This is a genomic window from Brevundimonas staleyi, assembly GCF_041893865.1.
Taxonomy (GTDB): domain Bacteria; phylum Pseudomonadota; class Alphaproteobacteria; order Caulobacterales; family Caulobacteraceae; genus Brevundimonas; species Brevundimonas staleyi.
Window position 1 is genome coordinate 1830365 of the sequence record NZ_CP169082.1, and the last position, 26294, is coordinate 1856658.

Annotated in this window: 25 protein-coding genes and 1 pseudogene; 15 read left to right on the forward strand and 11 right to left on the reverse strand. The window is 68.5% G+C overall.

The annotated features are described in order from the left end of the window. The first annotated feature begins 656 nt into the window (after positions 1–656). Positions 657–2462 carry a gamma-glutamyltransferase family protein gene (locus ACETK8_RS09155; protein WP_374039190.1) on the forward strand — a complete coding sequence of 602 codons (1806 nt, stop codon included), beginning with the start codon at positions 657–659 and terminating at the stop codon, positions 2460–2462. 196 nt (positions 2463–2658) lie between these two features. On the opposite strand, the gene ACETK8_RS09160 is transcribed toward ACETK8_RS09155, so the two are convergent. Beyond that, positions 2659–3582, reverse strand: coding sequence for an Hsp33 family molecular chaperone (locus tag ACETK8_RS09160; protein WP_374039191.1), 924 nt, complete (start codon positions 3580–3582; stop codon positions 2659–2661). Between the two features lie 176 nt (positions 3583–3758). On the opposite strand from ACETK8_RS09160, the gene ACETK8_RS09165 reads away from it, so the two are divergent. From ACETK8_RS09165 to ACETK8_RS09195, 7 genes and pseudogenes are all read left to right on the forward strand, one after another. Beyond that, positions 3759–5204: an SDR family oxidoreductase gene (locus ACETK8_RS09165; RefSeq protein WP_374039192.1), complete on the forward strand. Its 1446-nt coding sequence runs from the start codon at positions 3759–3761 to the stop codon at positions 5202–5204. 227 nt (positions 5205–5431) lie between these two features. Then, positions 5432–5911, forward strand: a pseudogene (locus tag ACETK8_RS09170) (HAD family hydrolase); the annotation flags it as partial. A 222-nt stretch (positions 5912–6133) separates the two neighbouring features. Then, on the forward strand, positions 6134–7324 hold the full coding sequence (serA, locus tag ACETK8_RS09175) for a phosphoglycerate dehydrogenase (RefSeq protein ID WP_374039380.1): 1191 nt from the start codon (positions 6134–6136) through the stop codon (positions 7322–7324). 123 nt (positions 7325–7447) lie between these two features. Beyond that, positions 7448–9265 carry an autotransporter domain-containing protein gene (locus tag ACETK8_RS09180; RefSeq protein WP_374039193.1) on the forward strand — a complete coding sequence of 606 codons (1818 nt, stop codon included), beginning with the start codon at positions 7448–7450 and terminating at the stop codon, positions 9263–9265. 345 nt (positions 9266–9610) lie between these two features. Further along, positions 9611–10231: a M23 family metallopeptidase gene (locus ACETK8_RS09185; RefSeq protein ID WP_374039194.1), complete on the forward strand. Its 621-nt coding sequence runs from the start codon at positions 9611–9613 to the stop codon at positions 10229–10231. Positions 10232–10313: 82 nt separating this feature from the next. Beyond that, positions 10314–11279, forward strand: a complete 966-nt coding sequence (locus tag ACETK8_RS09190) for an ABC transporter ATP-binding protein (RefSeq protein ID WP_374039195.1) — start codon at positions 10314–10316, stop codon at positions 11277–11279. Next, positions 11276–12661, forward strand: coding sequence for an ABC transporter permease (locus tag ACETK8_RS09195; RefSeq protein ID WP_374039196.1), 1386 nt, complete (start codon positions 11276–11278; stop codon positions 12659–12661). Before ACETK8_RS09190 ends, ACETK8_RS09195 begins: the two co-directional genes overlap by 4 nt. A gap of 243 nt (positions 12662–12904) precedes the next feature. On the opposite strand, the gene rpsU is transcribed toward ACETK8_RS09195, so the two are convergent. Beyond that, a complete protein-coding gene (gene rpsU, locus ACETK8_RS09200; RefSeq protein ID WP_374039381.1) occupies positions 12905–13144 on the reverse strand; it encodes a 30S ribosomal protein S21 in 240 nt (79 codons plus the stop codon). 186 nt (positions 13145–13330) lie between these two features. Here rpsU and ACETK8_RS09205 point away from each other — a divergent pair, with 186 nt between their 5' ends. Next, a complete protein-coding gene (locus tag ACETK8_RS09205; protein ID WP_374039197.1) occupies positions 13331–13996 on the forward strand; it encodes a COQ9 family protein in 666 nt (221 codons plus the stop codon). A gap of 177 nt (positions 13997–14173) precedes the next feature. Here ACETK8_RS09205 and ACETK8_RS09210 read toward each other — a convergent pair whose 3' ends face one another. Next, positions 14174–15271 carry a 5-(carboxyamino)imidazole ribonucleotide synthase gene (locus tag ACETK8_RS09210; protein WP_374039198.1) on the reverse strand — a complete coding sequence of 366 codons (1098 nt, stop codon included), beginning with the start codon at positions 15269–15271 and terminating at the stop codon, positions 14174–14176. Positions 15272–15273: 2 nt separating this feature from the next. Further along, positions 15274–15765 (reverse strand): 5-(carboxyamino)imidazole ribonucleotide mutase, encoded by a 492-nt coding sequence (gene purE / locus ACETK8_RS09215; protein ID WP_374039199.1) that lies wholly within the window; start codon positions 15763–15765, stop codon positions 15274–15276. Positions 15766–15888: 123 nt separating this feature from the next. Here purE and ACETK8_RS09220 point away from each other — a divergent pair, with 123 nt between their 5' ends. Next, positions 15889–16455, forward strand: a complete 567-nt coding sequence (locus ACETK8_RS09220; RefSeq protein ID WP_374039200.1) for a GGDEF domain-containing protein — start codon at positions 15889–15891, stop codon at positions 16453–16455. Positions 16456–16629: 174 nt separating this feature from the next. Here ACETK8_RS09220 and ACETK8_RS09225 read toward each other — a convergent pair whose 3' ends face one another. The 3 genes from ACETK8_RS09225 to ACETK8_RS09235 are packed head-to-tail and all read right to left on the reverse strand — an operon-like array spanning position 16630 to position 17974. Next, positions 16630–16854: a YdcH family protein gene (locus ACETK8_RS09225; RefSeq protein ID WP_374039201.1), complete on the reverse strand. Its 225-nt coding sequence runs from the start codon at positions 16852–16854 to the stop codon at positions 16630–16632. A gap of 38 nt (positions 16855–16892) precedes the next feature. Next, a complete protein-coding gene (locus ACETK8_RS09230) occupies positions 16893–17363 on the reverse strand; it encodes a TIGR02444 family protein (protein WP_374039202.1) in 471 nt (156 codons plus the stop codon). Further along, entirely contained in the window at positions 17360–17974 is a 615-nt protein-coding gene (locus tag ACETK8_RS09235; protein WP_374039203.1) for a UbiX family flavin prenyltransferase, read from the reverse strand. Before ACETK8_RS09235 ends, ACETK8_RS09230 begins: the two co-directional genes overlap by 4 nt. A gap of 126 nt (positions 17975–18100) precedes the next feature. Here ACETK8_RS09235 and ACETK8_RS09240 point away from each other — a divergent pair, with 126 nt between their 5' ends. Continuing rightward, the gene (locus ACETK8_RS09240; protein ID WP_374039204.1) at positions 18101–18274 is read left to right on the forward strand and encodes a YdcH family protein; all 174 of its coding nucleotides are present in this window, start codon (positions 18101–18103) and stop codon (positions 18272–18274) included. 219 nt (positions 18275–18493) lie between these two features. On the opposite strand, the gene ACETK8_RS09245 is transcribed toward ACETK8_RS09240, so the two are convergent. Beyond that, the gene (locus ACETK8_RS09245; protein WP_374039205.1) at positions 18494–19162 is read right to left on the reverse strand and encodes a DUF1013 domain-containing protein; all 669 of its coding nucleotides are present in this window, start codon (positions 19160–19162) and stop codon (positions 18494–18496) included. Positions 19163–19475: 313 nt separating this feature from the next. Here ACETK8_RS09245 and ACETK8_RS09250 point away from each other — a divergent pair, with 313 nt between their 5' ends. Beyond that, a complete protein-coding gene (locus ACETK8_RS09250; RefSeq protein WP_374039206.1) occupies positions 19476–20165 on the forward strand; it encodes a beta/gamma crystallin-related protein in 690 nt (229 codons plus the stop codon). Positions 20166–20192: 27 nt separating this feature from the next. On the opposite strand, the gene ACETK8_RS09255 is transcribed toward ACETK8_RS09250, so the two are convergent. After that, positions 20193–21164: an NAD(P)H-quinone oxidoreductase gene (locus ACETK8_RS09255; RefSeq protein ID WP_374039382.1), complete on the reverse strand. Its 972-nt coding sequence runs from the start codon at positions 21162–21164 to the stop codon at positions 20193–20195. A gap of 76 nt (positions 21165–21240) precedes the next feature. Between ACETK8_RS09255 and ACETK8_RS09260 the strand changes: the two genes are divergently transcribed. Both ACETK8_RS09260 and ACETK8_RS09265 read left to right on the forward strand, forming a co-directional pair. Then, complete coding sequence (locus ACETK8_RS09260; RefSeq protein WP_374039207.1) at positions 21241–21447, forward strand: DUF1192 family protein; 207 nt, start codon at positions 21241–21243, stop codon at positions 21445–21447. A 96-nt stretch (positions 21448–21543) separates the two neighbouring features. Further along, positions 21544–22071 (forward strand): DUF1465 family protein, encoded by a 528-nt coding sequence (locus tag ACETK8_RS09265; protein WP_374039208.1) that lies wholly within the window; start codon positions 21544–21546, stop codon positions 22069–22071. A 173-nt stretch (positions 22072–22244) separates the two neighbouring features. Here ACETK8_RS09265 and ACETK8_RS09270 read toward each other — a convergent pair whose 3' ends face one another. Continuing rightward, complete coding sequence (locus ACETK8_RS09270; RefSeq protein ID WP_374039209.1) at positions 22245–23810, reverse strand: L,D-transpeptidase family protein; 1566 nt, start codon at positions 23808–23810, stop codon at positions 22245–22247. Positions 23811–24006: 196 nt separating this feature from the next. Next, complete coding sequence (gene rpmE, locus ACETK8_RS09275) at positions 24007–24231, reverse strand: 50S ribosomal protein L31 (protein WP_271085924.1); 225 nt, start codon at positions 24229–24231, stop codon at positions 24007–24009. Between the two features lie 188 nt (positions 24232–24419). Between rpmE and ACETK8_RS09280 the strand changes: the two genes are divergently transcribed. Then, positions 24420–26276, forward strand: a complete 1857-nt coding sequence (locus tag ACETK8_RS09280; RefSeq protein ID WP_374039210.1) for an ABC transporter transmembrane domain-containing protein — start codon at positions 24420–24422, stop codon at positions 26274–26276. Positions 26277–26294 lie beyond the last annotated feature (18 nt).

The window sequence follows — 26294 nt, forward strand, 5'->3', positions numbered from 1 at the left end:
TCGCCGTTTAATCCCAGAAAGACTTAAGCCCACGACGGGCGGAGGGTTCAGGGCCCTCCGGGCTCCGGGGTTTTACGCCCCGTGGACAGTCCCACGCCTCGCCGGTTCGTGCCTCCGCAAGTCCAGGTTTCGCCGGACAAAGGTCCTCGGTCGGTCGGATGACGCGGTTTCCCGTTCGATCGCGCCCCGCCGCACGTCCGGGTCCTGGGCCCAGGACGCCTTCCCCATGCGGTGGGACGAGGAGAAGCATACGCGCGTTTTGAGGGGCGCCAGTTCAAAGGCTCTTAAAACTTCGGGGCGTTGGAATCGTTGGCGTATTCGGACGATGCTTTGCCAACTCGAACCCCTTCCTGCTCCCCTTGCGGGTCGACGAAGGATCGCATGCGATCCGAGGAGGGGTGGCGGGCGAAGCCCGACGGATGAGGGGTACGGGGATGCAGACGAGATGCGTCCGTTGCTCACCCGGTTGAAGTGAGTTTCACCCCTCACCCGACGGCGCAAGGACGATCGCTACGCTCTCGTGCGCCGTCTCCCTCTCCCGCAAGGGGAGAGGGATAAAGGGGAAAGGGGAGAGGGGGCGAGAGGGAGTGACCTTGCCCCTTCACAGGCGGTGAGAAGTCCATAGGGTTCGGTCCCGCATTTCGAGGAGTTCGCCCATGCGTCGTCGCACCTTCCTGTCGAGCCTGCCCGCCGGGGCGTTGATGGCGGCGAGCGCGGGGGCGGCGTCGGCGCGGCCGGTGCAGACCGCGCCGGAGGCGCCCTTCGCAGGCGTGACCATGGGCGACCGGATCACGGGGGCGCCTTTCGCGGGCCGTTCCACCGTCTGGGGGGCGAACGGGGCGGCGGCGACGGCGCATCCGACGGCGACCCTCGTCGGGATCGAGACCCTGAAGCGGGGCGGATCGGCCGTCGACGCGGCCATCGCCATCAATGCGGCGCTGGGCTTCCTGGAGCCGACGGCCAACGGCATCGGCGGCGACGCCTTCTGCATGTTGTGGGACCCGGCCCAGAAGAAGGTGGTCGGCTTCAACGGCTCGGGCGGTTCTCCGCGCGGCCTGTCCCTGGAGACGGCGCGCTCGAAGGCGACAGAACGCGGCGTCCTGCCGTCGGTCGGGGCGGTGACGGTCAATGTGCCGGGCACGGTGGACGCATGGTGGAGCGCGCACCAGCGGTATGGGAAACTGCCGTGGGCCGAAGTCCTGATCCCGGTCGCGGAGTTGTGCGAACAGGGCGTGCCCATGCCCCAGACCATCGCCTGGTATCTGGAGCGGAACATGGCCTCGTTCGACCGTGGGGCAGCGCGGATCGAGGAGAACGACAATCGCAAGGTCGTCTATGCGCCGGGCGGACGGACGCCGCGTGTCGGTGAAGTCTTCGCCAATCCGCATCTGGGGCGGACGCTGAGGCTGATCGCGGCCGGCGGGCGGGACGCCTTCTATCAGGGCGAACTGGCCGAGCAGATGGAGCGGTATTTCCGGCGCATCGGCGGCTGGCTGACGCGGGGCGATCTGTCGGCGCACCAGACGGAGTGGGTCGATCCGATCCGGACCGACTATCGCGGGGTCGAGGTCTATGGTCTGGGGCCGAACACCCAGGGGCTGTCGACCAACCAGATCCTGAACGTCTGCGAGCAGTTCGACCTGAAGGGGATGGGCTTCCAGTCCGCGGCCTCGATCCATCATCAGGCAGAGGCCAAGCGGCTGGCCTTCGAGGATCGGGCGAAATGGTTCGCCGACGACCGGTTCAGTGAGACGCCGGTAGAGTGGCTGAACTCCAAGGCCTATGCGGCGGAACGGGCGCGGCTGATCCGGCCGGACCGGATCATGGAGCGGGCCTTCCCCGGCGATGCGCCGACGCAGGGCGACACGACCTATTTCAGCGTCGCCGACAAAGACGGGATGATGGTCAGCTGGATTCAGTCCAACTATCGCGGCATGGGCTCAGGGCTCGTTCCCGACGACGGCGAACGGCCGCTGGGCTTCATGTTCCAGGACCGGGGCGAGCTGTTCGCCCTGACCGACGGCCACGCCAACATCTATGCGTCGGGCAAGCGGCCCTTCCACACGATCATCCCCGGCTTCGCCTGCAAGGACGGGGAGCCGTGGATGGCCTTCGGCGTCATGGGCGGGGGGATGCAGCCGCAGGGTCAGGCCCAGATCATCATCAACATGGTCGACTACGGCCTGGATCCGCAGGAGGCCGGCGACAGCCCGCGCTGGCAGCACGAAGGGTCGTCCGAGCCGACCGGGGAGGCGGCCGAGGGGGCGGGGGTGCTGCACCTCGAGAACGGGGTGCCGCAGGCGGCGCGGGAAGGGCTGGTGCAGCGCGGCTGGACCCTGGGGCCGACGAACGGCGGCTTCGGCGGGTATCAGAACGTGGTGATGCAGCAGAACCCCGGCGGCCGCTGGACCTATGGGGCGGCGACCGAGATGCGGAAGGACGGGATCGCGCTGGCGTATTGAGAGACTGTCCCTGCCTTCTCCCCTTGCGGGAGAAGGTGGCGGGCGAAGCCCGACGGATGAGGGGTACGAGGACGCCGACCAGATGCGTCCGGCGCCTACCCGGTCAGAGTGGGTTTCACCCCTCACCCGATCGCGCCAGGACGACGGCTGGGGCCGCCGTGCGCGATCTCCCTCTCCCGCAAGGGGAGAGGGAGTCTTATTCCGCTTCCGCCGCGACTGCCTCCGGGTCCAGCCTGTAGACCTTGGCGCAGTATTCGCAGGTGACGTGGATCTTGCCGTCGGGCTCGACCATGTCGGCGCGTTCCTCCGGGCCGAAGGAGGCCAGGACCGTGCCGATGCGGTCGGCGGAGCAGCGGCACTGGGCCTTAAGGGCGCGGGCGTCCTCCAGCCGCACGCCGTCCTCGTGGAACAGGCGATAGAGCAGGGTCTCCGGCGACACCGTCGGGTCGATCAGCTCGTCGTCGCCGAGCGTCTGGAACAGGGCGCGCGAGCGGTCCCAGACATCCTCGGTCGAGCCGCGGGCGTCGTCGCCGGCGATCAGCTGGATCAGGGCGCCGCCTGCGCGCCAGGTCGTGCCGCCTTCGTTGGTGACGGAGCCGACGGCGAGGCGGACCTTGGTCGGGATCTGCTCGGACTGGACGAAATAGTGCTCGGCCGCCAGCGACAGGCTTTCGCCCTCGATGGGGGTGATGCCCTGGGTGCGCTCGAAGTCCGGACCGCGGTCCAGGGTCATGACGAAGACGCCCTGGCCCAAGAGGGTCTTGGCGCCCGGGCGCGCGAAACCGCTGGAGGCGGCGGCGACCTCGTCCTCGTCGAAGCGGCAGTAGCCGCGCAGGTGACCGTCGGTGTCGTAGTCGGCGACGACGTAGCGGACGGGGCCGTCCCCTTGCGCCTGCACGATCAGCCGGCCTTCGAACTTCAGGGCCGAACCGACGAGGGCCGCGAGCACGCAGGCTTCGCCCAGAAGCGCGGCGACCGGCTCCGGATAGGCGTGGGCGGCCAGAATCTTGTCGATGGCCTCGCCGAGGCGGACCAGGCGACCGCGCACGGGCCAGCCCTCGATCTGGAAGGCGGCGGCGAGGTTGTCGGTCGGAACGGCGGCGGGCGCGTGATCGGTCACGGCAGGGGTCCTTACGGGCGAAATACTGAGAACGGTGCAAGATAGTGAGCCGGTGCGACATTGTAAGGGCGACCCTGGCAGGGGTCGCGGAAGCGTCGCCGCATGCTATCTGTCGGCAACCGGCCCGACGGTCCGCCCGTTTGCAGAAGCCGACACCCGAGGAAAGCTTATCGCCCATGCCCGCCAAGCCGATCCTGAAGCCGCTGGACCAGCAGGCCATCGTCATCACCGGCGCCACCTCCGGCATCGGTCTGGCCACGGCGCGCCGGGCGGCGCGAGCCGGCGCCTGCGTCTTCCTGATCGCGCGGGGCGAGAGCGACCTGAAGGCCCTGGTCGAGGAGCTGCAGCAGGAGGGGGCGCGGGTGGCCTATGCGGTCGCCGACGTCGCCGACCATGACGCCCTGGCCGAGGCGGCGGACAAGTGCCGCAGGCTGTTCGGCGGGTTCGACACCTGGGTGAACAATGCCGGGACCTCGATCTACGGCCCGATCCGCGAGACGACGCTGGAGGACCAGCACCGGCTGTTCGAGACCAACTACTGGGGCACGGTGAACGGGTCGCTGGTGGCGGCGGAGTATCTGCGGAGCCAGCCGGGCGGCGGGACCATCGTCAATGTCGGCTCGGTGCTGGGCGACGTGCCGGTGCCGGTGCAAGGGGTCTACTCGGCGTCCAAGCACGCGGTGAAGGGGTTCACCAACGCCTTCCGGATGGAGCTGATGCGCGAGAACGCGCCGGTGGCGGTCAGTCTGGTCAAGCCGGCGGCGGTGGATACCCCCTATCCCAAGCATGCGCGGAACCTGACCGGATACGCGGTGCAGAACCCGCAGCCCGTCTATGCGACCCATGTGGTGGCGGACACCGTCCTGTGGTGCGCGACCCATGCGGTGCGGGAAATCACCGTCGGCGGGGGAGGGCGCGTCATTTCGTCGTTCTACGCCCTTCTGCCCGGTCTGGCGGAACCGATCTTCGCGCGGTTCGCTCCTGTTGCGATGCGGGACAGGGGTTCCGCCTATGAGCCGTACGACGACGGGCTGTACGACCCGACCGACGACGGCCTCGACGAAGAGGTTCATTATCCCATGGTCCGACAGTTCAGCGCCTTGGCCGAGGTTCGCAAACATCCCGGGATCACCGCAGGCTCCGTGGCCGTGGTGGCGGTCGCCGCCCTGGCGACCCTGTTGCTGACCCAGCGCACCGGGCCGCGCCGCTATGAAGAGATCCGCGACCGGATCGACCCGCGCGGCTGGATCGACGCGGAGGCCCTGCGTCACCGGTTCGACGACATCTCGCGCGGCCTGACCGAGCGGGCGGAAGAGGTGGCCGATCGCGCCGGCGATCTGGGCGACGATGCGCGTCATCAGGCGAAGAAGCTCTTGAAGCGCGGCCAGCGGGCGGTGTCGGAGAAGCAGCGCCGGAAATATGCGCGTGATGCTCGACGGTATGCCGATGAGGCGGGTCGTTCGGCGCGTCGATACGCCGACGACGCGGGCCGCTACGCCAAGGATCATGCCCGCGAGGGCGGGGCCCTGCTGGCCGTGGCAACCATCGCGGCGGCGATCGGGGCGGCGGCGCTGGAAAGCCGCCAGCCGGACAGCAGGGTGCGTCGGATTACCGGGCTCTAAAGTTTCCTCCCTGCGCGAAGCGCGGGGAGGTGGATCCGTAGCCCCCGGGTCCGAGCTATGCTCGGCCCGAGGATAAACTAAGCGGAGGAGACGGAGGGGTTCTTTCCGTCGCCAAGAACCCCTCCGTCAGCTCGCGAAGAGGCTCGCTGCCACCTCCCCATTGGCCAAGGGGCCAACGGGGAGGAGACTTCACTTGCTGCGTCTGCGAAGGTGAGCGAAAGGGAGGCATGACCGCCTCTCCGACGCTGATTTTCGACTTCGATTCGACGCTTGTGCGCATCGAAACCCTCGAAGCCCTCGCTGATATCGCCCTTGAGGGGCATAGCGATGCCGCATCCGTGCGGACCGAGATCGCGTCCCTGACCGACCGGGCCATGGCCGGAGAGGTGGATTTCGGCGAGTCGCTGAGGGCGCGACTGGCGCTGTTGCCGCTGACCCGGCCCCATGTTCAGGCGCTGGCGGACCGGATCCTGGACGAGGGGACGCCGTCGGTGCGGCGGAACCTGCGCTTCTTCAACGAGAATGCGGCGAACATCATCATTCTGTCGGGTGGGTTCCGCGAGGTGATCCTGCCTATCGCCGAGCGGCTGGGCGTGGCGCCGGATCGCGTCATCTGCAACGACCTGACCTATGACGCCGAGGGGCGGGTGACGGGGGTGGACGACGCCAATCCTCTGTCGCGCGAGAACGGCAAGCCGACCGTGATCAAGGCCTTGGGCCTGGCCGGGCCGGTCGTGATGGTCGGGGACGGCTGGAACGACGCGGAGGTCAAGCTGGCAGGGGCGGCGGACCGGTTCTACGCCTTCACCGAGATCGCGCGGCGCGACAAGGTCGTGGCCGTGGCGGACGGCGAGGCCAAGTCGATCGACGAACTGCTGCACGCCGAGGGTCTGGCCGGGCGTTGGTCCTATCCGCGCAGCCGGATCAAGATGCTGCTGCTCGAGAACATCCACCCCGCCGCCGTCGAGCGGCTGGAGGAGGCGGGCTATTCCGTCGAGACGATGAAGGGGGCGCTGGACGAGGACGACCTGATCGAGAAGATCAAGGGCGTCCATGTGCTGGGCATCCGCTCCAAGACCAATGTGACCGAGCGCGTGCTGGAGGCGGCGGATCGGCTGCTGGCCGTGGCGGCCTTCTGCATCGGGACCAACCAGATCGATCTGGACGCCTGTGCGGCCAAGGGGATCGCGGTGTTCAATGCGCCCTATTCGAACACCCGCAGCGTGGTGGAGCTGGCCATCGGCCTGACCATCACCCTGATGCGCGACGTGGTCGACAAGTCGACGGCCATGCACACCGGCAAGTGGAACAAGTCGGCGGACGGATCGCGCGAGCTGCGCGGCAAGACCCTGGGCATCGTCGGCTATGGGGCCATCGGGTCGCAGCTGTCGGTGCTGGCCGAGGCGCTGGGGATGCGGGTCATCTTCCACGATCAGTCGGAGCGGCTGGCGCTGGGCAACGCCAAGCGGATGCGGTCGCTGGACGCCCTGCTGGCAGAGGCGGACGTGGTGACCCTGCACGTCGACGGGCGGGCGGAGAACACCAACCTGATCGGCGCGGCCCAGTTCCAGATGATGCGGCCGGGGACCCTGTTCCTGAACCTTTCGCGCGGGCATGTCGTCAACGTCGGCGATCTGGCCCAGGCCATTCAGGGCGGGCGTGTCGGCGGAGCGGCGCTGGACGTCTTCCCCGAAGAGCCGCGCACCAACGCCGATCCGTTCGAGAGCCCGCTGATGGGGCTGAAGAACGTCATCCTGACGCCGCACATCGGCGGCTCGACCGAGGAGGCGCAGGAGGCCATCGCCGAGTTCGCGGCCGAGCGTCTGCTGGGCTATCTGAACCGGGGCGACACCACCTTCTGCGTCAACCTGCCGAACGTGCAGCTGACGGAGGTTTCGGGCGGGCACCGCATCCTGCACATCCACAGGAACCAGCCGGGCGTTCTGGCCGAGCTGAACCGCGAGCTGTCGGCGGCGGGGCTGAACATCCTCGGTCAGCATCTGAAGACGGACGAAAAGACCGGCTACGTCATCATGGACGTGGACCGCGACTACGATCCGCAGGCGCTCCGTGTGCTGAAGAGTGTGGCCGGGACGCTGCGGTTCCGCCTGCTTCACTGATCGCGACCCGGCTGACGGTTCCTGATCAGTCGTCACCTTCCGCGACGGCATCTTGCGCTCGCGCAAAACGAGCGCAGAGTGTCGGTCAACGGCTGCGGAATCGACGGCCGAGGGAGGAAGACCATGTCACGCTATCTTCGCGGCGCAGCCCTGGCTGCGCTGACGCTCGCCGCAGCCTCGGCCGCCGCAGGGTCAGCTTCGGCCCAGACCTACAACCGCCTGGTCGTGTTCGGCGACTCGCTGAGCGACAACGGCAACCTGTTCGCCTCGGTGGGCCAGCCGCCGGCGCCCTATTTCCAGGGCCGGTTCTCGAGCGGTCCGGTGTTCACCGAACTTCTGGGCTTCACCGCGGGACGGGGCGCGACCGGCGCTCCGGTGACCGGCAGCATCAACTACGCCTACGGCGGGTCGCGGACCGACAACACCATCGCCTTCCCGCCGGGCATGCGCCAGCAACTGACGACCTATGTCGGGCGAGGCGGTGCGTTCGGCGCGAGTGATCTGGTCAGCGTTCTGGGCGGCGCGAACAATATCTTCCAGGGCCTGAGCGCCTTCGCGGTCCTGCCGCCGGCCAGTCAGACCAACCCGACGGGCTATATGGCGCCGATCATTTCGGCCGCCGTCGCGGACATGAACTTCATCGTCAACGACATCGCGACGCGCGGCGCGGGCACCATCCTGGTGACCAACCTGCCGCGTCTGGGCATCACGCCCCAGTTCTCGCCGACGCCGCTGGCCGCCTTGGCCGACAACTCCGGCTCGACCTTCAACAGCCAGTTGCAGACGGCCCTGATCACGACGGCGGCGGCTCGTCCGGGCACGAACATCATCCTGTTCGACCTGGCCAAGGTGTCGGACGCCCTGGCGTCCAACCCCGGCCGTTTCGGCCTGACGAACGTGACCCAGTCCTGCTTCACCGGGACCTCGGTCTGCGCCAATCCCGACAGCTATCTGTATTTCGACGGCGTCCACCCGACCGCCGCCGGGCACCGGCTGATCGCGGCTTTGTCGTCCGACTACCTCTACTACGCCAACCGTGCGGCCGAATCGACGATCCAGGGCGAGACCGCCTATCGGTATCGCGAGGACGCCTTGGACGGCGCCACGGCCCGTCTGTCGGGCCATGCGGCGTGGGAAGCGGGCACCTCGATCTCGGTCGGCGGCGTCTATGACGCGGGCGGCTTCGATCAGCGCGGCTTCGCCTCCCAGGGCAAGTTCGACAGCGTCGGCGGGCAGATCATGCTCGAATCCGGCACCGAGACGATGCGCTTCGGCATGGCCGGCGCCTTCCGCAACGCGGATGTCACGGCGGGACCGTCGAGCTTCGAACTGCGCAGCCTGTCTCTGGACGTCTACGGCGGCTGGCGCTCGGGCAACCTGTTCCTGAACGCGGCGGCCGGCGTGGCCAGCGACGACTTCAACAACATCAAGCGCGTCAGCTCTCTGGCGGCCATCACCATGACCGGCGAGACGCGCGGCTATTCGACCGGCGCGCGCGCCCAGGCCGGGATGTGGTTCGATGCCGGTGGGATCGCGATCTCGCCGCGCGTCGCGGTCACCTACGCCAACGCCACGGTGGACGGTTACACCGAACAGGGGCTGGCGGCCTCCTACGCCTACCAGGATCGTTCGGCGAAGGGCATTTCGGCCGAGGCCGTCCTGCGGGCCGAGGCGGACATGGGCGGCTTCGGCCTCTTCGCCGAGGGCGGCTATCGCGACATCCTGGACGACAGCTCGGACGCCGTCCGCGTCGGCATCGCCGGCAATCCGGCACAGGTCCTGTCGCGTCACTATGATGATCCGTTCGGCGGATCGATCCTGGCCGCCGCCGGGGTGTCGGGCGAGATGGGACCGCTGGAGGTCGAGATCGGCTATCGCGGCCGCTTCGGCGATCGCGCCGACAGCCACACGGGCGGCATCACGTTCAAACTGCCGCTGTAAGACAGTGTCACCTCCCCCTTCGCGTAGGCGAATGGGGAGGACAGGCGGCCGAAGGACGCCAGGAGAGGGCGACTCGGTGGTTTGAGTGAGGGCTGGCAGGTGCTCGCCTGTCGATACCGTCTTGCCCCCTCCTGATCGCTGCCCGCGATCTGTCCTCCCCATCTGCGATGGGGAGGTGACGTTGTGTGCATAGGGGTTCCCCGGGTGCGACGCCCTGTCGCCCTGCGCGCCCCAAAGTCGCCGCAGGAATTACCGATACGGCCGCTCGCCGCAGCGCGCCGGTCGCCGATCCGCGCTCGCAGGCTTCCACTGCTTCTCGAAAAGCGCCACCGAGCCGACGATTTCATGCGCCGACTGCTTCCGACCGCCCGTGCCTTCGTGACCCACTCCGGACAGACCGCCGCCTTCGTCGGCGTCGCCGTCCTGGCCATGGCCATGGCGCCCGCGGACCGGGAGCCCGACATCGAGACCTTCGCCCTGCCGGAGCTGCCGCCGATCACGGCGGTGGCCAAGCCCGCCGGGCCCCTGACCCGGCCGATGACGTTCGAGGAGCCGGTGCGCGGCTTCGGCATCAACTCACGCTTCGGCATGCGGCGTCTGGGCGGTGAGCCGGGCGTCAGGATGCACAAGGGCGTCGATATCGCTGCGCCGACCGGCACGACCGTCTACTCGGCGGCGGAGGGCGAGATCGTCCGCATCGGCCATGAGCCCTCGGGCTACGGCAACTTCATCGAGCTGCGCCACCCGAACGGAATGACGACCATGTACGCCCACCTGAGCCGCATCGATGTGGCGTCGGGCGACCGGGTTTCAGGCGGCGAGCGGATCGGTCTGGTCGGCTCGACCGGCTATTCCACCGGGCCGCACCTGCATTTCGAGGTCCGTCGCGGCGGGGCGCAGGTGAACCCGGCGCGGGTCGTGGGCGAGACCTTCCAAGTGGTGGTGGACGGGCCGGTCGCGGGCTGATCGAACGCCGCCACGCGAATACGGCTTGCATGTAAAGCGTCCTTTGCTACCTCTAGCGTTGTAACGACCGGGGGATGAGTGAATGGCGGCCTTGACGCTCGACGGCGTGAGCAAGCGCTACGGCGACTTTCAGGCGGTGAAGGACCTGAGTTTCCAGGTCCGGAAGGGGGCCATCTGCGGCTTCCTGGGCCCGAACGGGGCCGGCAAGACCTCGACCATCCGCATGATCCTGGGGCTGCAGTCGGCGAGCGCCGGGACCATCGACATCCTGGGCGCGTCGGACGGACGCAAGGTCCGCGACCGGATCGGTTTCCTGCCGGAGGAGCGGGGCCTCTACAAGAAGATGACGCCGGTGGAGGCGATCGCCTTCTTCGGATCCCTGAAGGGGGTGCCGACGGGCGAGGGCAAGCGCCGGGCGCGCGAGATGCTGATCGCACAGGGCCTCGGCGCCTCGCAGAAAAAGAAGATGAAGGAGCTGTCCAAGGGGATGGCGCAGAAGGTCCAGTTGATCGCCTCGGTCGTGCATCGGCCGGAGTTCGTGATCCTGGACGAGCCTTTCTCGGGCCTCGATCCGGTCAACCAGCAGGGGCTGGAAGAGGTGATCCGGGGGCTGGCGGCCGACGGGGCGACAGTCCTGTTCTCCACCCACGTCATGCAGCACGCCGAGCGGCTGTGCGATCAGGTCGTCCTGATGGCCCGCGGCCGTAAGGCGTTCGACGGCACGGTGGCCGAGGCGCGGGCGACGTCCCGCCGGTTCCTGGAGCTGGAAGGCGAGATCACGGCCGAGGCCGTGGCGGCCCTGCCGGGCGTGACGGGCGTGGAAGTCGTATCGGACAACGGCGGGGTGCGGGTCCTGAAAGGGGCGCTGGCCAGCGGGGCAGGGGGGCAGGAGGCGCTGAAGACGGCCTTCGTCTCGGGCCTCGACGTGCGCCGGTTCGAACTGAAGGAGCCGACCCTGCATGACGCCTTCATCGACCTGACCGGGGATCATCCGGACGAAGATCAGAGCGTCGCCCGACCGACCACCCACGCGGAGGCAGGCCAATGAACCGCATCCTCCTGATCGCCCAGCGCGAGTTCATGGCCTATGCCAAGACAGTCGGCTTCTGGCTGTCGCTGCTGGCGTTTCCGATGTTCGCCGTGCTGGGCGGGGCCGTGCCTCTGCTGGTGCGCGGCGCCGATCCGGTGCGTGCCGTCGTCCTGATCGAGGAGGGGCCGGAAGCCTCGGGCCTGGCCGCCGCCGTGAAGGGGCTGTTGGCCGCCGACGCCGAACGCCAGGCCGAACGGGTGCGGGAGGCCGCCGAGAAGGCCGCCGCCTCTTCCGGAGCGCCTCCGGGCGCGGCCCAGAGCGCCATCGCCTCCATGGGTCGCCAGCGGATGCGGTTCGTGGATGCGCCCGCCGACCTGACGGCGGCGACGCCGGGGGACGCCCAGAACGCGGTCGTGCGCCGCTATCTGACCGACGAGACGCCCGAGGACCGGCGGCTGGACGCCGTGGTCTTCCTGACCCGCACGCCCGAAGGACCTGGCGCGCGCGTCTGGTCGGCGCGGGCGACGGACGACACGGTCGAGGACTTCGTGCGTCGGGCGCTGAGGGACGAGAACCGCGACGCGGTCCTGCGCGAGGCGGGAATCGATGCGGCCATCGTGGAGAGCGTCGACGCCTTCCGGCCCGAGATCACGGCCTTCTCGCCGCGTTCGGCCAGCGGCGGCGAGGTGTCGTTCAAGGACCGTCTGCCGGGCATCATCGGCCTGGCCTTCAGCTTCATCCTGTGGTCGCTGATCATCACGGGCGCCTCGATCCTGCTGAACAGCGTGATGGAGGAGAAGTCGAACAAGATCCTGGAGGTGCTGCTGTCCTCGGCCTCGGCGACGGAGATCCTGACCGGCAAGGTGCTGGGCGTGGCCTTCCTGACCCTGTCGGTGCTGGTCGTCTGGGGCGGCATCGGGGCCGTGGGCCTGATCACGGCGGCGCCCTCGACGGCGGCGGACGTGGCCGAGGTGCTGATGCGCAACGGCCTGATCTTCTACTTCATCGGCTACATCGTCGGCGGCTACCTGATGTACGCGGTGCTGTTCGCGGCCATCGGCGCCTTCTGCGAGACGCCGCGCGACGCCCAGACCCTGATGGGGCCGATCATGATGGTGCTGGTGGTGCCGCTCTTGGTCGTCCAGATGGCGCTGGTGAACCCCGATGCGCCGGCGGTGAAGTTCCTGAGCTGGGTGCCCTTCTTCACGCCCTTCCTGATGAGCGCGCGGGCGCCGTCCGGGCCGCCGATGATCGAGATCATAGGCACGATGGCGGGGATGTTCGCGGTGGCGCTGTTGATGGTGTGGCTGGCTGGACGGGCGTTCCGGGCGGGCGCGCTGTCGGACGTGAAGCTGAGCTGGAAGAGCTTTGCGGCGGCGATGAGCGGTGGGGGGCGGTGAGTTCCTTCTCACCTTGCGGGAGAAGGTGGCTGAGCGAAGCGAAGTCGGATGAGGGGTACGGGGACGTAGCCGAGGTGCGGCCCGCAGGGGCTCATCGGCGAGAGCGAGTTTCACCCCTCACCCGATCGCGCCAGGACGATCGCTGCGCTCTCGTGCGCGATCTCCCTCTCCCGCAAGGGGAGAGGGTGGAAACAAAAAGGCCGCCTCGAGGGGCGGCCTTCTCAATATCAGCTCTGACCGAAATCAGCCGCGCGGGGCGCGGGGCTTCGGGGCGGGCAGCAGGCCTTCGCGCTGCATGCGCTTGCGGGCCAGCTTGCGGGCGCGACGGACGGCCTCGGCCTTCTGGCGGGCGCGCTTCTCCGAGGGCTTCTCGTAGTGCACGTGGCGCTTCATTTCACGGAAGCTGCCTTCGCGCTGCATCTTCTTCTTGAGGGCCTTGAGGGCCTGATCGACGTTGTTGTCGCGGACGAAAATCTGAACCAGGTGAAACTCTCCTTTGGCCGCCCGCCGCGTCCCAGAAGAGGCGGGCAGACAAATAAAATCCGATCCCGCGGGCGACAGCCCGGCGAGCGAAGGCGTGCGGATACACCAAGCCTCCCGTCCTGTCCAGATCGTCGCGCGTCTTCCGTGACCCTCGCAACATAGGTGGGACGGGCGTATTCTAGGGAAATGACCGAGACCCCGCACCTGTCGAACGCGCCCGAAGCCGACTGGGGCGACCGGATGGAGCAGGCGGTGCTCGATTCGGCGCTGGAACGGGCTCCGCGCCTGGGCTGGAACGCCCGGCTGGTGCGCGAGGCGTGTGCGGCGCAGGGTTTGAGTGAAGGCGATCAGGAGCTTCTGCTGCCCAACGGGCCGCGCGATCTGGCGGCGTTGCTGTGGCGTCGGCACGATGCGGAGGCGCTGGCCGAACTGGGCGATCCGGCAGGTCTGAAAATCCGCGAGCGAATCGCTCGGGCGCTGGAGACGCGGCTGGAAGTCGCCATGGCCCATCCGGAGGCCGAGAAGCGGGCCAGCGGCTTCATGGCCCTGCCGACCAACACGGGCCTGGCGCTGAGCCTGACCTGGGGGACGGCGGACGGGCTGTGGCGCTGGGCCGGGGATACGGCGACCGACTGGAACCACTATTCGAAGCGGACGATCCTGTCGGGCATCCTGATCCCGGCGATGACGCTGCGGCTGTTCAACGGGAAAGAGGCGTCGGACGCCTTCGTGGCGGCGCGGATCGAGAACGTCATGGCCTTCGAGAAGTGGAAGGCGGGCAAGGATTTCGACGCCCCGGTGCGGAAGGTGACGGAGATGCTGAGCCGACTGCGGTATCCGCAGCGGGCCTAGCTTTCGTCATCCTCCGGCAAGGCGCGTCTTCGCGTCGCAGACCGGGGGACGCAGCGGCGCGCGAGAGCGCGAAACTGCCGCGAGGTACGATGCGTCCGAAATCCTGTCTGAACAGATCGCCTTCGGCGCCGCTGCGTCCCCCGGTCTCCGCTTCGCTGCGCCGGAGGATGACGACAGTTATGTGAGCGCCTTCACCCGGTTCACATGCGCCATCTTCCTACCCGGTCGGGCCTCGGCCTTGCCGTAGAGATGCAGGCGCTGGTCGGGCTTGGCCGCGAGCTTGGACCACTGCTCGACCTCGTCGCCGAGGAGGTTGGTCATCTCGACCTGGGCGTGGGCCTTGGTCGGACCCAGAGGCCAGCCGGCGAGGGCGCGGATGTGCTGTTCGAACTGGTCGCAGACGCAGCCGTCCTGGGTCCAGTGGCCGGTGTTGTGGACGCGGGGGGCGATCTCGTTGACCAGAAGCGTGCCGTCGCCCCCATCCTTGCCTGGGACGTCGAACAGCTCGATGCCGATGACGCCGACATAGGCGAGGCCGTCCAGGATGGAGGCGGCGATGGCCCTGGCGCGCTTCTCGGTCTTCGCGTCGATCTGGGCGGGCGCGTTGGTGGTGCGCAGGACGCCGCCGGCGTGCTTGTTTTCGCCCAGCGGATAGACGGCGACCGACCCGTCGCGGCCGCGCGCGGCGATGATCGACAGTTCGCGGGTGAAGGCGGCGCGGGCTTCGAGGATCGCCGGGCGGCCCCCGAGTTCGGCCAGCGCCGCCTCGGCCTGTTTCGGCGACTTGATCCAGACCTGGCCCTTGCCGTCGTAGCCGTCGCGGCGGGTCTTCAGGAGGGCGGGCGTGCCCAGCGTTTCCAGCGCGGCCTGCAGGTCGGCGAGATCGTCGACCGGAGCGAAGGCGACGGTGGTCGCGCCGACGGCGTTGAGGAAGGTCTTCTCGTCCACGCGGTCCTGAGCCACCGCCAGGGCGGTCGGGCCGGGGGCGACGAGGGCGCCGGCCTCGGCCAGGCGCTCGACGGAGGCGGCGGGGACGTTCTCGAACTCGAAGGTGACGACGTCGCAGACGCGGCCGAAGACGCCCAGCGCCGTCGGGTCGTCATAGGCGGCGACGATCTGGCCGCGCGAGACGCGACCGGCCGGGCTGTTCTCCTCGGGGTCCAGGATGACGACGTCGAAGCCGAGGCGGGAGGCGGCCTGGGACAGCATCCGGCCAAGCTGGCCGCCGCCCAGGATGCCGATGGTCGAACCGGGGGGGAGGGGAAGCTCGGCCAAGATCAGTCTTCGACCGTTTCGAGGACCGAGGCGGTCTGTTCCTCGCGGAAGGCGTCGAGGCGACCGGCCAGCGGAATGTCGTTCAGGGCCAGGATCTGGCCGGCCAGGATGCCCGCGTTCTTGGCCCCCGCCTCGCCGATGGCCAGGGTGGCGACGGGGACGCCGCCGGGCATCTGGACGATCGACAGGAGGCTATCGAGGCCTTTCAGCGCCTTGGACTGGACGGGCACGCCCAGCACCGGCAGCGAGGTCATGGAGGCGGCCATGCCGGGCAGATGGGCCGCGCCGCCTGCGCCGGCGATGATGACCTTGAAACCGGCCTCTTTCGCGCCGGTCGAGAACTCGACCAGGCGCTGCGGCGTGCGGTGGGCCGAGACGACGCGCGCGTCCCAGGCGACGCCCAGACGGTCCAGCATGTCGGCCGCGTGCTTCATGGTGGGCCAGTCGGAACGGCTGCCCATGATGATCGCCACCGGGGGGGTCGTCGTCGCCATGCTTAGAGGCCTTCAGCGCGGGAAAGCGGCCGGTTACAGCACGCGCGTTGCGCCCGCAACCAAGGGCGTTAGCTTAGGCGGCGTGGCGCACGTCCTGATTCCGCGCCCGGAGCCGTATCCGACGTGACCGACGCGCCGAACATCGACGATCCGGCAGCCGAGATCGCCCGGCTGCGCGCCGAGGTGGCGGCCCTGACCGCGCGCGCCGAGGCGGCGGAGGCGGCGGCCGAGCACGACGTCCTGACGCCCGTGCTGAACCGGCGGGGCTTCGTCTCGGCGATGACGCGGTCCATGGCCTATTGCACGCGGTACAAGGTGCCGGCGGTGCTGCTGTATCTGGATCTGGACGGGTTCAAGGCGGTGAATGACACCTTGGGCCATGCGGCGGGTGATGCGGCCCTGGTGCGGGTGGCGGAACTGCTGGTCGAGAATGTGCGGGCGACGGACGCCGTGGGGCGTCTGGGCGGGGACGAGTTCGCGGTCCTGCTGCTGAACGCCGACATGGATGCAGGGCGGGAGAAGGCGGCCGGGCTGAAGGCGGCGCTGGAAGGGGCGGACTTCGCCTGGGACGGCCGGCCGGCGGTGCTGGGCGGGTCGTTCGGGGTGCGCGCCTTCGCCGGACAGGCGGATGTCGAGACCTGGCTGGCCGAGGCGGATGCGGCGATGTGGGTCAGGAAGCGGGGGCGTTGATCAGTCTTCCTTCTCCCCTTGCGGGAGAAGGTGGCAGCCGAAGGCTGACGGATGAGGGGTACGAAGACGCAGACGAGATGAGGCGAGCAGATGGCTCACCGGTGAAATCTACGGTCACCCCTCATCCGACCTCGCTCCGCTCGGCCACCTTCTCCCGCAAGGGGAGAAGGGAAACTAAGCGATGATATCCGGCAGGATCCGGCTCTCGATCTTCACGATCTCGTCGCGCAGCAACAGCTTCTTGCGCTTCAGCCGGGCGATCAGGAGCTGGTCCGGGATCGGCATGTGCGACAGGGCCTCGATGGAGGCGTCGAGGTCGGCGTGTTCCAGACGCAGTTCCTTGACCTGCGCCTGCAGGGCTAGCTCTTCGTCGGTCAGGAAGGGTTGGTCGTCGTTCATTCGGGCCCCGCGAAGACGGGCTTATACCCGAGGCCGCATCAGGCCGGAAGGCGTTCGGCGAGCGTCGTGAGGGCCGGACGTGGCACGACGCGGGTCCAGACGCGGGCGACGGCGACCAGTGCCTCGATGTAGGGCCTGGGCGAACCGGAGGGCGCGGGGGCGAGGGCTTCCAGACCGGCCATCAGGTGGCGTTCGGCGGAGAGTTCGACGGCCTTCACCTGATCGCGCAGAGCCTCGCGGGCGGCGTCGTCGATGTCGGGGTTCACGCTCTTCAGGCTGCGTCGAAGGGTACGCAGCGGGGTGACCGCGGCCTCGTCCCAGGCGCGGGCGCAGTCGCAGGCGCCCTTGATCGTGTCCTCGTCCAGCGGGCGGCCCGTGGCGGCGGTCCAGGCGGCCCAGAGCAGCAGAGGCACGTTCTGGCCGGTCCCGTCCTGCAGCTGGAGACAGGCCTCCTGCACGCCGGGGGCGGCGTAGGCCCTGAGGGCCCAGTCCCAGAAGGAGTCACTCATTCGCTGATGGGACCCTTGAGCCCGTCCCACCGCTTCACCGGGGCCCAGTCGAGGCCGAACAGGTCCAGGGCGCGGCCCACGGACTGATCGACCATCTCCTCGATGGAGGCGGGCCTGGCGTAGAAGGCGGGCAGGGGCGGGGCGATGGTGGCGCCCATCTCGGCCAGGGCCGTCATGGTCCGCAGGTGGCCGAGGTGGAAGGGCGTCTCCCGGACCATCAGGACCAGAGGGCGGCGCTCCTTCAGCACGACGTCAGCGGCGCGCGTCAGGAGGGTGGAGGTCACGCCGGTGGCGATCTCGCTCATCGTCCTGACCGAACAGGGGGCGACGATCATGCCCAGCGACCTGAACGATCCCGAGGCGATGGAGGCGCCGACGTCGTTCAGCTTGTGGACGACCGAAGCGCGCCCGGTGAGGTCATCGGCGGAGAAATCCGTCTCCTGCGACAATGTGAGCAGGGCGGCGCGGGTGACGACCAGATGGCTCTCGACGCCCAGGTCCTGCAGCGCGTCCAGCACTCGGATTCCGTAGGTGACGCCCGACGCGCCGGAGATTCCGACCACGAGGCGGGTCGGCGGGTTCCGTACTGCTCCGTTCACATCATGGTCCATATTGGGAGGGAGGCTCCGCCGGGTCCGGAGGATTTTAAGGGTCTGTTGACGTCACCGAACCGTGATTTCACAGACCCGATTTCCGGGCGCTCACTGTGTGGTCCCTTAGACATGGAGGCGCAAGCCATGACCATCGAAGCTCGTATCCGCGAACTGGGAAATCGGCACCGTCAGCTGGATGAGACCATCCAGCGGGAGATCGGCAGCCCCTCGGCGGATCCGTTGCAGGTCAGGGAGCTCAAGCGAAGGAAGCTCCGGCTCAAGGAGGAAATCACCAGTCTGGAGGCGAGGGCAGGGTAGCCTTCGTCTCCGTCAGGAAAACGAACGGCCCCGGGAGTGATCCCGGGGCCGTTTTGTTTCCATAGCTCTCCCTCCCCCTCGGGGGAGGGTGGTCGCGTAGCGACCGGGTGGGGGCGGCTGCGCGACCAAGCGACAAAATGTCAATGGGGCCTTGCTTTGCCGTCCCCACCCGGCCTCGCCTTCGGCTCGGCCACCCTCCCCCGAGGGGGAGGGAGAAGTTCAGTCGTTGTTCGAGCCGAACACCGATTCCGCCGTGGGCTCGGCCGTGCGGCGTTCGCGCTCTTCGGGGACGAACTCGGGCTCGGCCGGGGTTTCGTCGATGGGCTGCAGGGTGCCGCCGCCCTTCTTGAGATCGTCGCGGTTCTTCTTCTCGGCGGCCTTGGCGATGATCTCGTCCAGGACCAGCTGGCCGACGAGGCCCAGGGTCACCGGGTCGACGGCCTTGATGTTCGGGCTGTTCCAGTGGGTGCGGTTGCGCACGCTCTCGATCGTCGACTTGGTGGTGCCCAGCAGCTTGGCGATCTGGGCGTCGGTGACCTCGGGGTGGTTCTTGACGAACCACATGATGGCGTCCGGGCGGTCCTGACGGCGCGAGACCGGCGTGTATTTCGGAGCCGGCTTGTTGGACTTCAGCAGCTCGGCGTGGCGGCTGACGATGGCCTTCATGCGGTAGTCGGCGTTGTCCTGGGCCTTGTCGAGCTCTTCGCGCGACAGCTGGCCGCCGGTGATCGGGTCCACGCCGCGGATGTCGCGGGCCACGTCGCCGTCGGCGATGCCGCGCACTTCCAGCGGGTGCAGGCCGCAGAAGTCGGCGATCTGCTCGAACGTCAGCGAGGTGTTGTCCACCAGCCAGACGGCGGTCGCCTTGGGCATGAGGATTTCGGTCATGGGCGTAGTCCCGGAGATATGAGGGGCCCGGCGTTTTCGGGCTCTGGATACGACGGCGCCCGACCTTTCGGCCGGGCGCTGATGATTTGATATAGGCCGTTTCGGCGCAAAAGAAAACGCCATGATCGCAGGCGAATCCCAAGCGTGGCCGTAGGCTTCGCGGTCTGGCATACTGGCGTTCCGGGATCGGCGGGGCATACGCGCGACAGCTAAACGAAGACAAGCGCGGCCATACAGCTCCGGTTCATCCCGGGAATTGAACAGTGGGCCATCGGACGCGTTCAGCGACCAACGTCTTTTTGGAGGAACGACCATGTCTATCGCTCTCACCACGCTCGCGGCCGTGGCCATGCTGGCCGGCGGTCAGGACCGCGCCCCGCAGATGGACGGCGGCGCCCAACGCGCCGCGCCGCGCGGCAGCTATGCCGACAGCTGCTCGGGCTCGTATGTGAACCAGGGCCGGCTCTACGCCGACTGCCGCGATATGCGCGGCAATGTGCGCGGCACCTCGATCGAGCTGGCGCGCTGCTCGTCCAGCGACATCGGCAACGATAACGGCCTGCTGGTCTGCTACAACCATCGCGGCGACTATGAGGATCGCGGTGGCGGGCGTCCCGGCGGCGGTGGCAACAACGGCGGCGGCTGGGGTGGCGGCAACAACGGCGGTGGCTGGGGCAACGGCGGCAACAATGGCGGCGGTTGGGGCGGTGGAAACAACGGCGGCGGTTGGGGTGGCGGCGGCGGCCGTAACTCGATCACCGTCTACGAAGACTCCAACTATCGCGGCCGTTCGATGAGCTTCAGCGGCGAGATGGTCAACCTGGGCAACACCGGCGCCAACGACCAGATCAGCTCGATGCGGATGAGCGGTCGCTGGGAAGCCTGCTCGGACGCCTATTTCCGCGGCAACTGCCAGGTCTTCAACGGCGACGTCAGCAATCTGGCGAACACCGGCCTGAACGACCGCATCTCGTCGCTGCGCCCGGTGCGCGGCGGCTGGTAAGGGAGTCCCGGTCGGCGGCGCGAGCCGCTAGACCGTCAGCACGATCTTGCCGACATGCTCGCCCGCCTCCAGCCGGAGGTGGGCGAGTTTCGTTTCGGCCAGGGGGAAGGTGGCCTCGACCGGAGGACGGACCGCGCCGGAAGCGACCCAGGGCCAGACGGTCGCCTCGATGGCGGCGGCCAGCCGGGCCTTCTCGTCGGCCGGGCGGCGACGCAGGGTCGAGCCGGTCAGGGTCGCCTGTTTCATCATCAGCTTCAGCAGATCCACCTGGGCCAGCGGGCCGGTCAGGGTGGCGATGACGACCCAGCGACCGCCGGGCTTCAGCGCCTGTTGGTTCAGATCGGCATAGGCCGCCCCGACCATGTCGAGGATGACATCGGCCCCGCCCGCCGCCTGAATGGCCTCGGCGAGGTCGCCGGTCGTGGCGTCGAGGCTGACGTCGGCGCCGAGGGCCCTGGCGGCCTCGGCCTTGGCCGCGCCGCGCGAGGTGGCGATGACGCGGGTGCCCGCCGCCTTGGCCATCTGGATGGCGGTGACGCCGATGCCGGAGGTGGCACCGTGGATCAGAAGCGTCTCGCCGGACTTCAGACCGCCCGCCTCGAACACATTGGCGAAGACGGTGAAGACGGTCTCGGGCAGGGCGGCGGCCTGGAAGAAGTCGAGACCGTCGGGGATCGGCAGGGCGTGGCGGGCGTCGACGACGGCGTACTCGGCGTATCCGCCGCCGCCCAGAAGGGCGCAGACGCGGTCGCCGACCGACCAGCGCGAGACGCCTTCGCCGACCTGATCCACCTCACCGGAGATCTCCAGCCCCATGATGTCCGAGGCGTCGGGCGGGGGAGGGTAGCCGCCGTTCCGCTGCAGCAGGTCCGGTCGATTGACGCCGGCGGCCCGGATGCGGACGCGGATCTGGCCCGGTCCCGCCACGGGATCGGGGCGTTCGGCGAGCTTCAACGCCTCCGCCGGGCCCGCGCCGCCTTCGATCTCGATCACCCGCATTGTCGGCAAACCTTGCATTCGTCCGTGTCCGGGCGCGTAAATGGGGTTCTTCGGGGTGATGGCCAAGGAGGCGACGATGACGTTTGAGGATCTTGAGCCCCGCCCGCAGCGCGGCGCGGCGATGGCGAGCCTGGGTCGCGAGGACCTGGACCTGTATTCGGTCGACGAACTGCACGAGCGGATCGAGGCGCTGGAGGCCGAGATCAAGCGATCCAAGGCGGCCATTTCCGGGAAGGCCGCCAAGAAGTCCGCCGCCGACGCCCTGTTCAACTTCGGGAACTGATGCGGTTCCTAAAGCCCCTTTTCCGTGGCATGCCGATTGCAGCCGGAAGGCTCGCGGCCGGTTTGGGGGCCGGTGTAGTGAGCGTATCGTACCACGATGACCATGGTTAAGTTGATGGCCGACGAAATCCCCACGCCGGGCCCGGCAGCACGCGCTGGAGAGATTCGCGATTTCGCGCGGTCCGAACTGTTCGAGCGCACCTTCCAGGAAGGGATGGACCTGGTCGAGGAGACGGCCGCCTATCTGGACGGCGACGGTCGGCGGGATTCCAAGCTGCTGTCGCGGTCTGCGGCCCTGGCCTATGCGGCCGAGAGCATGAAGCTGACGACGCGATTGATGCAGGTGGCGTCGTGGCTCTTGGTCCAGCGGGCCGTGCGCGAGGGCGACATGACGCCGGAGGCGGCGTGCGAGCCGCGCTATCGACTGGGCGAACGCAAGGTCGAGGGCGAGCCGGGGCATCCGGAGATGCCGATCGCGTTGGTGGAGTATCTGGTGCGCGCCGAGAAGCTGCACGACCGCGTGCTGTATCTGGACAAGCGGATGTATCTGGACGCGGCGTCGGAGCCGGATGCGAACCCGGTGCTGAGCCAGCTGGGCATGCTGGAAGCGGCGTTCAGGAACTGAATCCCCTTCTCCCCTTGCGGGAGAAGGTGGCCGAGCGCAGCGAGGTCGGATGAGGGGTGACCGTAAATGTCACTAGCGAGCGTCTGCTCACCTCATCTCATTCGCGTCCTCGTACCCCTCATCCGTCGGGCTTCGCCCGCCACCTTCTCCCGCAAGGGGAGAAGGAAACCGGACTACGGCCCGACGTCGTTGGCGTCGGTGCGGCCGTCGGCGACGACGGCGGGCAGGTCGACCGCGATGCCCAGGGCCTCGGCCAGGCGGCGGTCGCGGCGGTAGACGTCTTCACGGAAGGCCACGCGGCCCTGACCGTCGACGAAAGCCGTCCAGTAAAGCAGGCGCACGGTGATCTCGCGGCCGGTCTGGATGCGCTTGGTCTCGCGGCTGGCCTGGGCGTCGTCGAACTGGGCCAGCAGGGTCGGGTCGGGCGTCAGCAGGATGCGGGCGAACTCCACCGCATTCTGAACGCGGACGCAGCCGTGCGAACGCTGACGCATCGACAGGTTGAAGGCGGCCTTGGACGGGGTGTCGTGCAGGAAGATCGCATAGCTGTCGCGCAGCTCGAACTTCACATAGCCCAGGGCCGCCGTCGGGCCGGCGCGCTGAATGACCGTGCCGTTCGAGATGTACATGTTCTGGCTGGCCAGATAGGCGGGGCCGCGCGGCAGGATCTCGCGGCGCGCGATGCCGGCGGGCACATACCAGGGCGGATTGGCCACGACCGAGGCAAAGGGCTTCTCAAGGCTCGGCGTCTCGTTGGCGGGCGAGCCGACCACGACGCGGTTGGAGTGAACCGGGCGGCCGTCCTTCCAGTAGACCATGATGGCGGCGGCGGTGTTGACCTCGATCCGCTCGGGGTTCAGCTCGCGCTTCAGCCAGCGACGGCGTTCCAGGTTGAGCGCGATCTGGCGGGCGCGGTCGTCGGCCGAGGCGCCCAGCGAGCTCTGGGTGCTGGCGCCGATGCGGCCGTCGGCGCCCAGGCCGTGGCGAGCCTGGAAACCGCGCACGGCGGTCTGCAACTCGGGGCCGTAGACCAGGCCCTGGGCCGTCAGGCGCTGGCCCTCGGCGGCCGACAGATCGCCCTCGGCGACCAGACGGGCGATGATGGCGGGGATGCGGTTGTCGCTGGATCCCGGCTCGATCGTGCCGGCGCGGGCGGTGAAGCGCGGCCAGCCGCCCTGGGCGATGATGCGGCGATAGCGGACGTAGCCGGCGGACAGGTTGTTGTAGCCGATGTCGGTCGGGGCCAGGCCCTCGAACCATTCGACGATCTTGTTCTGGACCAGGGCGTCGTTCAGCCCGACCGGCAGATCGACGCGGTTCTTCTCCATCTCCCACAGCTCCTCGACCGTCTCGGGACGGACGGCGCCTTCGGCCAGGACGCGGGCGTAGGCGAGGGCGGCGGCGGTGGTGCGCATGTCCGCCGTGTCGGGATCGGCGGCCAGCCCCACGAAGTCGAAATAGTCGTTGCTGGACAGCCCGTGACGCTCGGCGCGGCCGGCGGCCTGGTTGAGGGTGCGCAGGCGGGCGGTGTTCCACACCGGACGCCAGCCGTTCAGCTCGTAGAAGGCGCGCAGGTCAGGCTGAACCGCCGCCGGCATGCGCGCCAGCTGGGAGGTGAGGGCGGCCTGATACTGGCTCTGGGGGGCGGCGACGGCGGACTGGGCGGGCGCGGTCTGGGCCACGGCCGAGCCGGCGAAGGCCGAAAGGGCTGCGCCGAGGGTGAGTTCGCGTCGATTCATGGTCCAGTCTGCCTTCGTCCGACGCCGCATGGAGCCCCGTGTCCACGCCCGGATATCGAACGGCCCCATGTTATCGACGTTCCGGACAAACAAAAAGCGCCGGTCACAGGACCGGCGCTCTTCGTGTCGACTATGTCGCAGCTTTGCCGCGACTGCATTCGAGAAACCGCCCGGACAAGCCGGGCTGGGGGCCGGCTTACTTCTTGATGAAGCCGCCGAACTTGTTGTTGAAGCGCGAAACGCGACCGCCGCGGTCCAGCATCTGCTGGTTGCCGCCGGTCCAGGCCGGGTGCGTCGAGGGGTCGATGTCCAGGTTCAGCACGTCGCCTTCCTTACCGTAGGTCGAACGGGTCTGGTACGTCGTGCCGTTCGTCAGGGTGACGGTGATGAAGTGGTAGTCGGGGTGCGTATCGGCCTTCATGGTCGTATTCCGGTCTCTGGCGCGGTGATGATGCCGACCATCGGTGCGCTTTTTGCTGAGTGTCGCTAACGCTCGGCTCGCGGAGCCTCGCTGCTTAAGCGACTGGAGAATGAGAAACCCGCCGGAAGCTCCGGCGGGAGTGAGCGGCGGCGTTTACACTGGAGGGGGTTCCGGGGCAAGAGCCGCGCATGACCGCGACGCCCCCGACCTACGAAGCTCCATCCACGCCCGAGGCCGCCGGACGGCCCGGCGCCGGCGCCCTCTTGGTCGAACAGATGGGGGAGGCGGGGGAACGGCGTCAGAAACGCAAGGACATCCGGCCGCTGCTGCGGCTGTGGCCCTATCTGATGCAGCACCGGATGGACGCCCTGATCGCGGGCTTCTGGCTCTTGGGTTCGACGGCGGCGTCCCTGGCCCTGACGGCGACGGCGCGGGGCGCCATCGACCACGGGTTCGAGAACGGCGGGCGCGACATCAATCGTTGGTTCCTGATCCTGGGACTGAACGCGGTGATTCTGGGCGTCGCGACGGCGGTCCGGTATTTCTACGTCACCAAGACCGGCGAGCGGATGATCGCGGATCTGCGGAAGGCGTTGTTCGACCGCATCCTGACGCTGGACCCGTCCTTCTTCGCCAAGATGCGGACCGGAGAGGTGCTGAGCCGGCTGACGACGGACATCGCCCTGGTGGAGACGCTGCTGACGACCTCGGTGTCGTTCGCCCTGCGGAACTTCCTGACCCTGATCGGCGGGATCATCCTGTTGTTCATCGTCAGCCCGAAGCTGACGGCCCTGGTGCTGCTGACAGCGCCGGTGCTGATCGCGCCGATCTTCCTGTTCGGGCGGTCGGTGAGGAAGCTGACCGTGCGGTCCCAGGACCGGTTCGCCAACGCCGTGGGCTTCGCCGGCGAGAGCGTGGACGCCATCGAAACGGTCCAGGCCTTCGGGCGGGTGAGGAGCGCGGTCGATCGCTTCGGCGCGGTGGTCGAGGAGGCGTTCGGCGTCAGCCTGATGCGGATGCGGACGCGGGCCTGGATGACGGCGGTGGTCATCGTGGTGATCTTCGGCGGCGTGACCCTGGTCCTGTGGCTGGGGGCGCAGGACGTGGTGCGAGGCGCGATGACGCCCGGCGCCCTGTTGCAGTTCGTGCTGTTGTCGGTCTTCACGGCCGGCGCTGTCGGGGCGCTGGGCGAAAGCTGGGGCGATGTGCAGAAGGCTTCGGGCGCCATGGAGCGGATCGACGAACTGATGAAGTCCGTGCCCTACATCCAGGCGCCGGCCGCGCCCGTCGCCCTGCCGAGCCCGCCGGAAGGTCGTGTCGGCATGGCCGGAGTGAAGTTCGCCTATCCGGGACGGCCGGATCTGCCGGCGCTGAAGGGCTTCGACCTGACCGTGCGGCCGGGCGAGACGGTGGCACTGGTGGGGCCGTCGGGCGCGGGCAAGTCGACGGTGTTCCGCCTGTTGCTGCGCTTCTACGACCCGCAGGAAGGGGCGGTCAGCGTGGATGGGGTCGATGTGCGTCAGGCCGATCCGGTCGAGGTGCGCGGCCGCTTTGCCTGGGTGTCGCAGGAGGCGCCCCTGTTCTCGGGTTCCGCCTTGGAAAACATCCGCTTCGGCCGGGAAGAGGCGTCGGAGGATGAGGTGTGCGCGGCCGCGAACGAGGCCCAGGCCCTGAGCTTCGTCGAGGCCCTGCCGGAAGGGTTCGCGACGCCCCTGGGCGAGCGCGGCAAGAGCCTGTCGGGCGGGCAGCGTCAGCGACTGGCCATCGCACGGGCTCTGGTCAGGGACGCGCCGATCCTGCTGCTGGACGAGGCGACGAGCGCTCTGGACGCCGAGAACGAGCGTCTGGTGCAGGCGGCTCTGGATCAGGCGATGGAGGGGCGCACCACACTGGTCATCGCTCACCGTCTGGCCACCGTGCTGCGCGCCGACCGGATCGTGGTCATGGAGGACGGGGTCGCGGTCGAGGAGGGCACGCACCACGAACTGGTGGCCAGGGGCGGTCTCTATGCGCGTCTGGCGGAGCTGCAATTCCGCGAGGGTTGATCCGTTTTCAGGGCGGCG

What these genes read in the sequence shown, in the direction of transcription:
- ACETK8_RS09155 (WP_374039190.1), top strand. Translation starts at nt 657, where the DNA reads ATGCGTCGTCGCACCTTCCTGTCGAGCCTGCCCGCCGGGGCGTTGATG.
- ACETK8_RS09165 (WP_374039192.1), top strand. Translation starts at nt 3,759, where the DNA reads ATGCCCGCCAAGCCGATCCTGAAGCCGCTGGACCAGCAGGCCATCGTC.
- serA (WP_374039380.1), top strand. Translation starts at nt 6,134, where the DNA reads ATGCTGCTGCTCGAGAACATCCACCCCGCCGCCGTCGAGCGGCTGGAG.
- ACETK8_RS09180 (WP_374039193.1), top strand. Translation starts at nt 7,448, where the DNA reads ATGTCACGCTATCTTCGCGGCGCAGCCCTGGCTGCGCTGACGCTCGCC.
- ACETK8_RS09185 (WP_374039194.1), top strand. Translation starts at nt 9,611, where the DNA reads ATGCGCCGACTGCTTCCGACCGCCCGTGCCTTCGTGACCCACTCCGGA.
- ACETK8_RS09190 (WP_374039195.1), top strand. Translation starts at nt 10,314, where the DNA reads ATGGCGGCCTTGACGCTCGACGGCGTGAGCAAGCGCTACGGCGACTTT.
- ACETK8_RS09195 (WP_374039196.1), top strand. Translation starts at nt 11,276, where the DNA reads ATGAACCGCATCCTCCTGATCGCCCAGCGCGAGTTCATGGCCTATGCC.
- ACETK8_RS09205 (WP_374039197.1), top strand. Translation starts at nt 13,331, where the DNA reads ATGACCGAGACCCCGCACCTGTCGAACGCGCCCGAAGCCGACTGGGGC.
- purE (WP_374039199.1), bottom strand. Translation starts at nt 15,765, where the DNA reads ATGGCGACGACGACCCCCCCGGTGGCGATCATCATGGGCAGCCGTTCC.
- ACETK8_RS09225 (WP_374039201.1), bottom strand. Translation starts at nt 16,854, where the DNA reads ATGAACGACGACCAACCCTTCCTGACCGACGAAGAGCTAGCCCTGCAG.
- ACETK8_RS09230 (WP_374039202.1), bottom strand. Translation starts at nt 17,363, where the DNA reads ATGAGTGACTCCTTCTGGGACTGGGCCCTCAGGGCCTACGCCGCCCCC.
- ACETK8_RS09235 (WP_374039203.1), bottom strand. Translation starts at nt 17,974, where the DNA reads ATGGACCATGATGTGAACGGAGCAGTACGGAACCCGCCGACCCGCCTC.
- ACETK8_RS09240 (WP_374039204.1), top strand. Translation starts at nt 18,101, where the DNA reads ATGACCATCGAAGCTCGTATCCGCGAACTGGGAAATCGGCACCGTCAG.
- ACETK8_RS09245 (WP_374039205.1), bottom strand. Translation starts at nt 19,162, where the DNA reads ATGACCGAAATCCTCATGCCCAAGGCGACCGCCGTCTGGCTGGTGGAC.
- ACETK8_RS09250 (WP_374039206.1), top strand. Translation starts at nt 19,476, where the DNA reads ATGTCTATCGCTCTCACCACGCTCGCGGCCGTGGCCATGCTGGCCGGC.
- ACETK8_RS09255 (WP_374039382.1), bottom strand. Translation starts at nt 21,164, where the DNA reads ATGCGGGTGATCGAGATCGAAGGCGGCGCGGGCCCGGCGGAGGCGTTG.
- ACETK8_RS09260 (WP_374039207.1), top strand. Translation starts at nt 21,241, where the DNA reads ATGACGTTTGAGGATCTTGAGCCCCGCCCGCAGCGCGGCGCGGCGATG.
- ACETK8_RS09265 (WP_374039208.1), top strand. Translation starts at nt 21,544, where the DNA reads ATGACCATGGTTAAGTTGATGGCCGACGAAATCCCCACGCCGGGCCCG.
- ACETK8_RS09270 (WP_374039209.1), bottom strand. Translation starts at nt 23,810, where the DNA reads ATGAATCGACGCGAACTCACCCTCGGCGCAGCCCTTTCGGCCTTCGCC.
- rpmE (WP_271085924.1), bottom strand. Translation starts at nt 24,231, where the DNA reads ATGAAGGCCGATACGCACCCCGACTACCACTTCATCACCGTCACCCTG.
- ACETK8_RS09280 (WP_374039210.1), top strand. Translation starts at nt 24,420, where the DNA reads ATGACCGCGACGCCCCCGACCTACGAAGCTCCATCCACGCCCGAGGCC.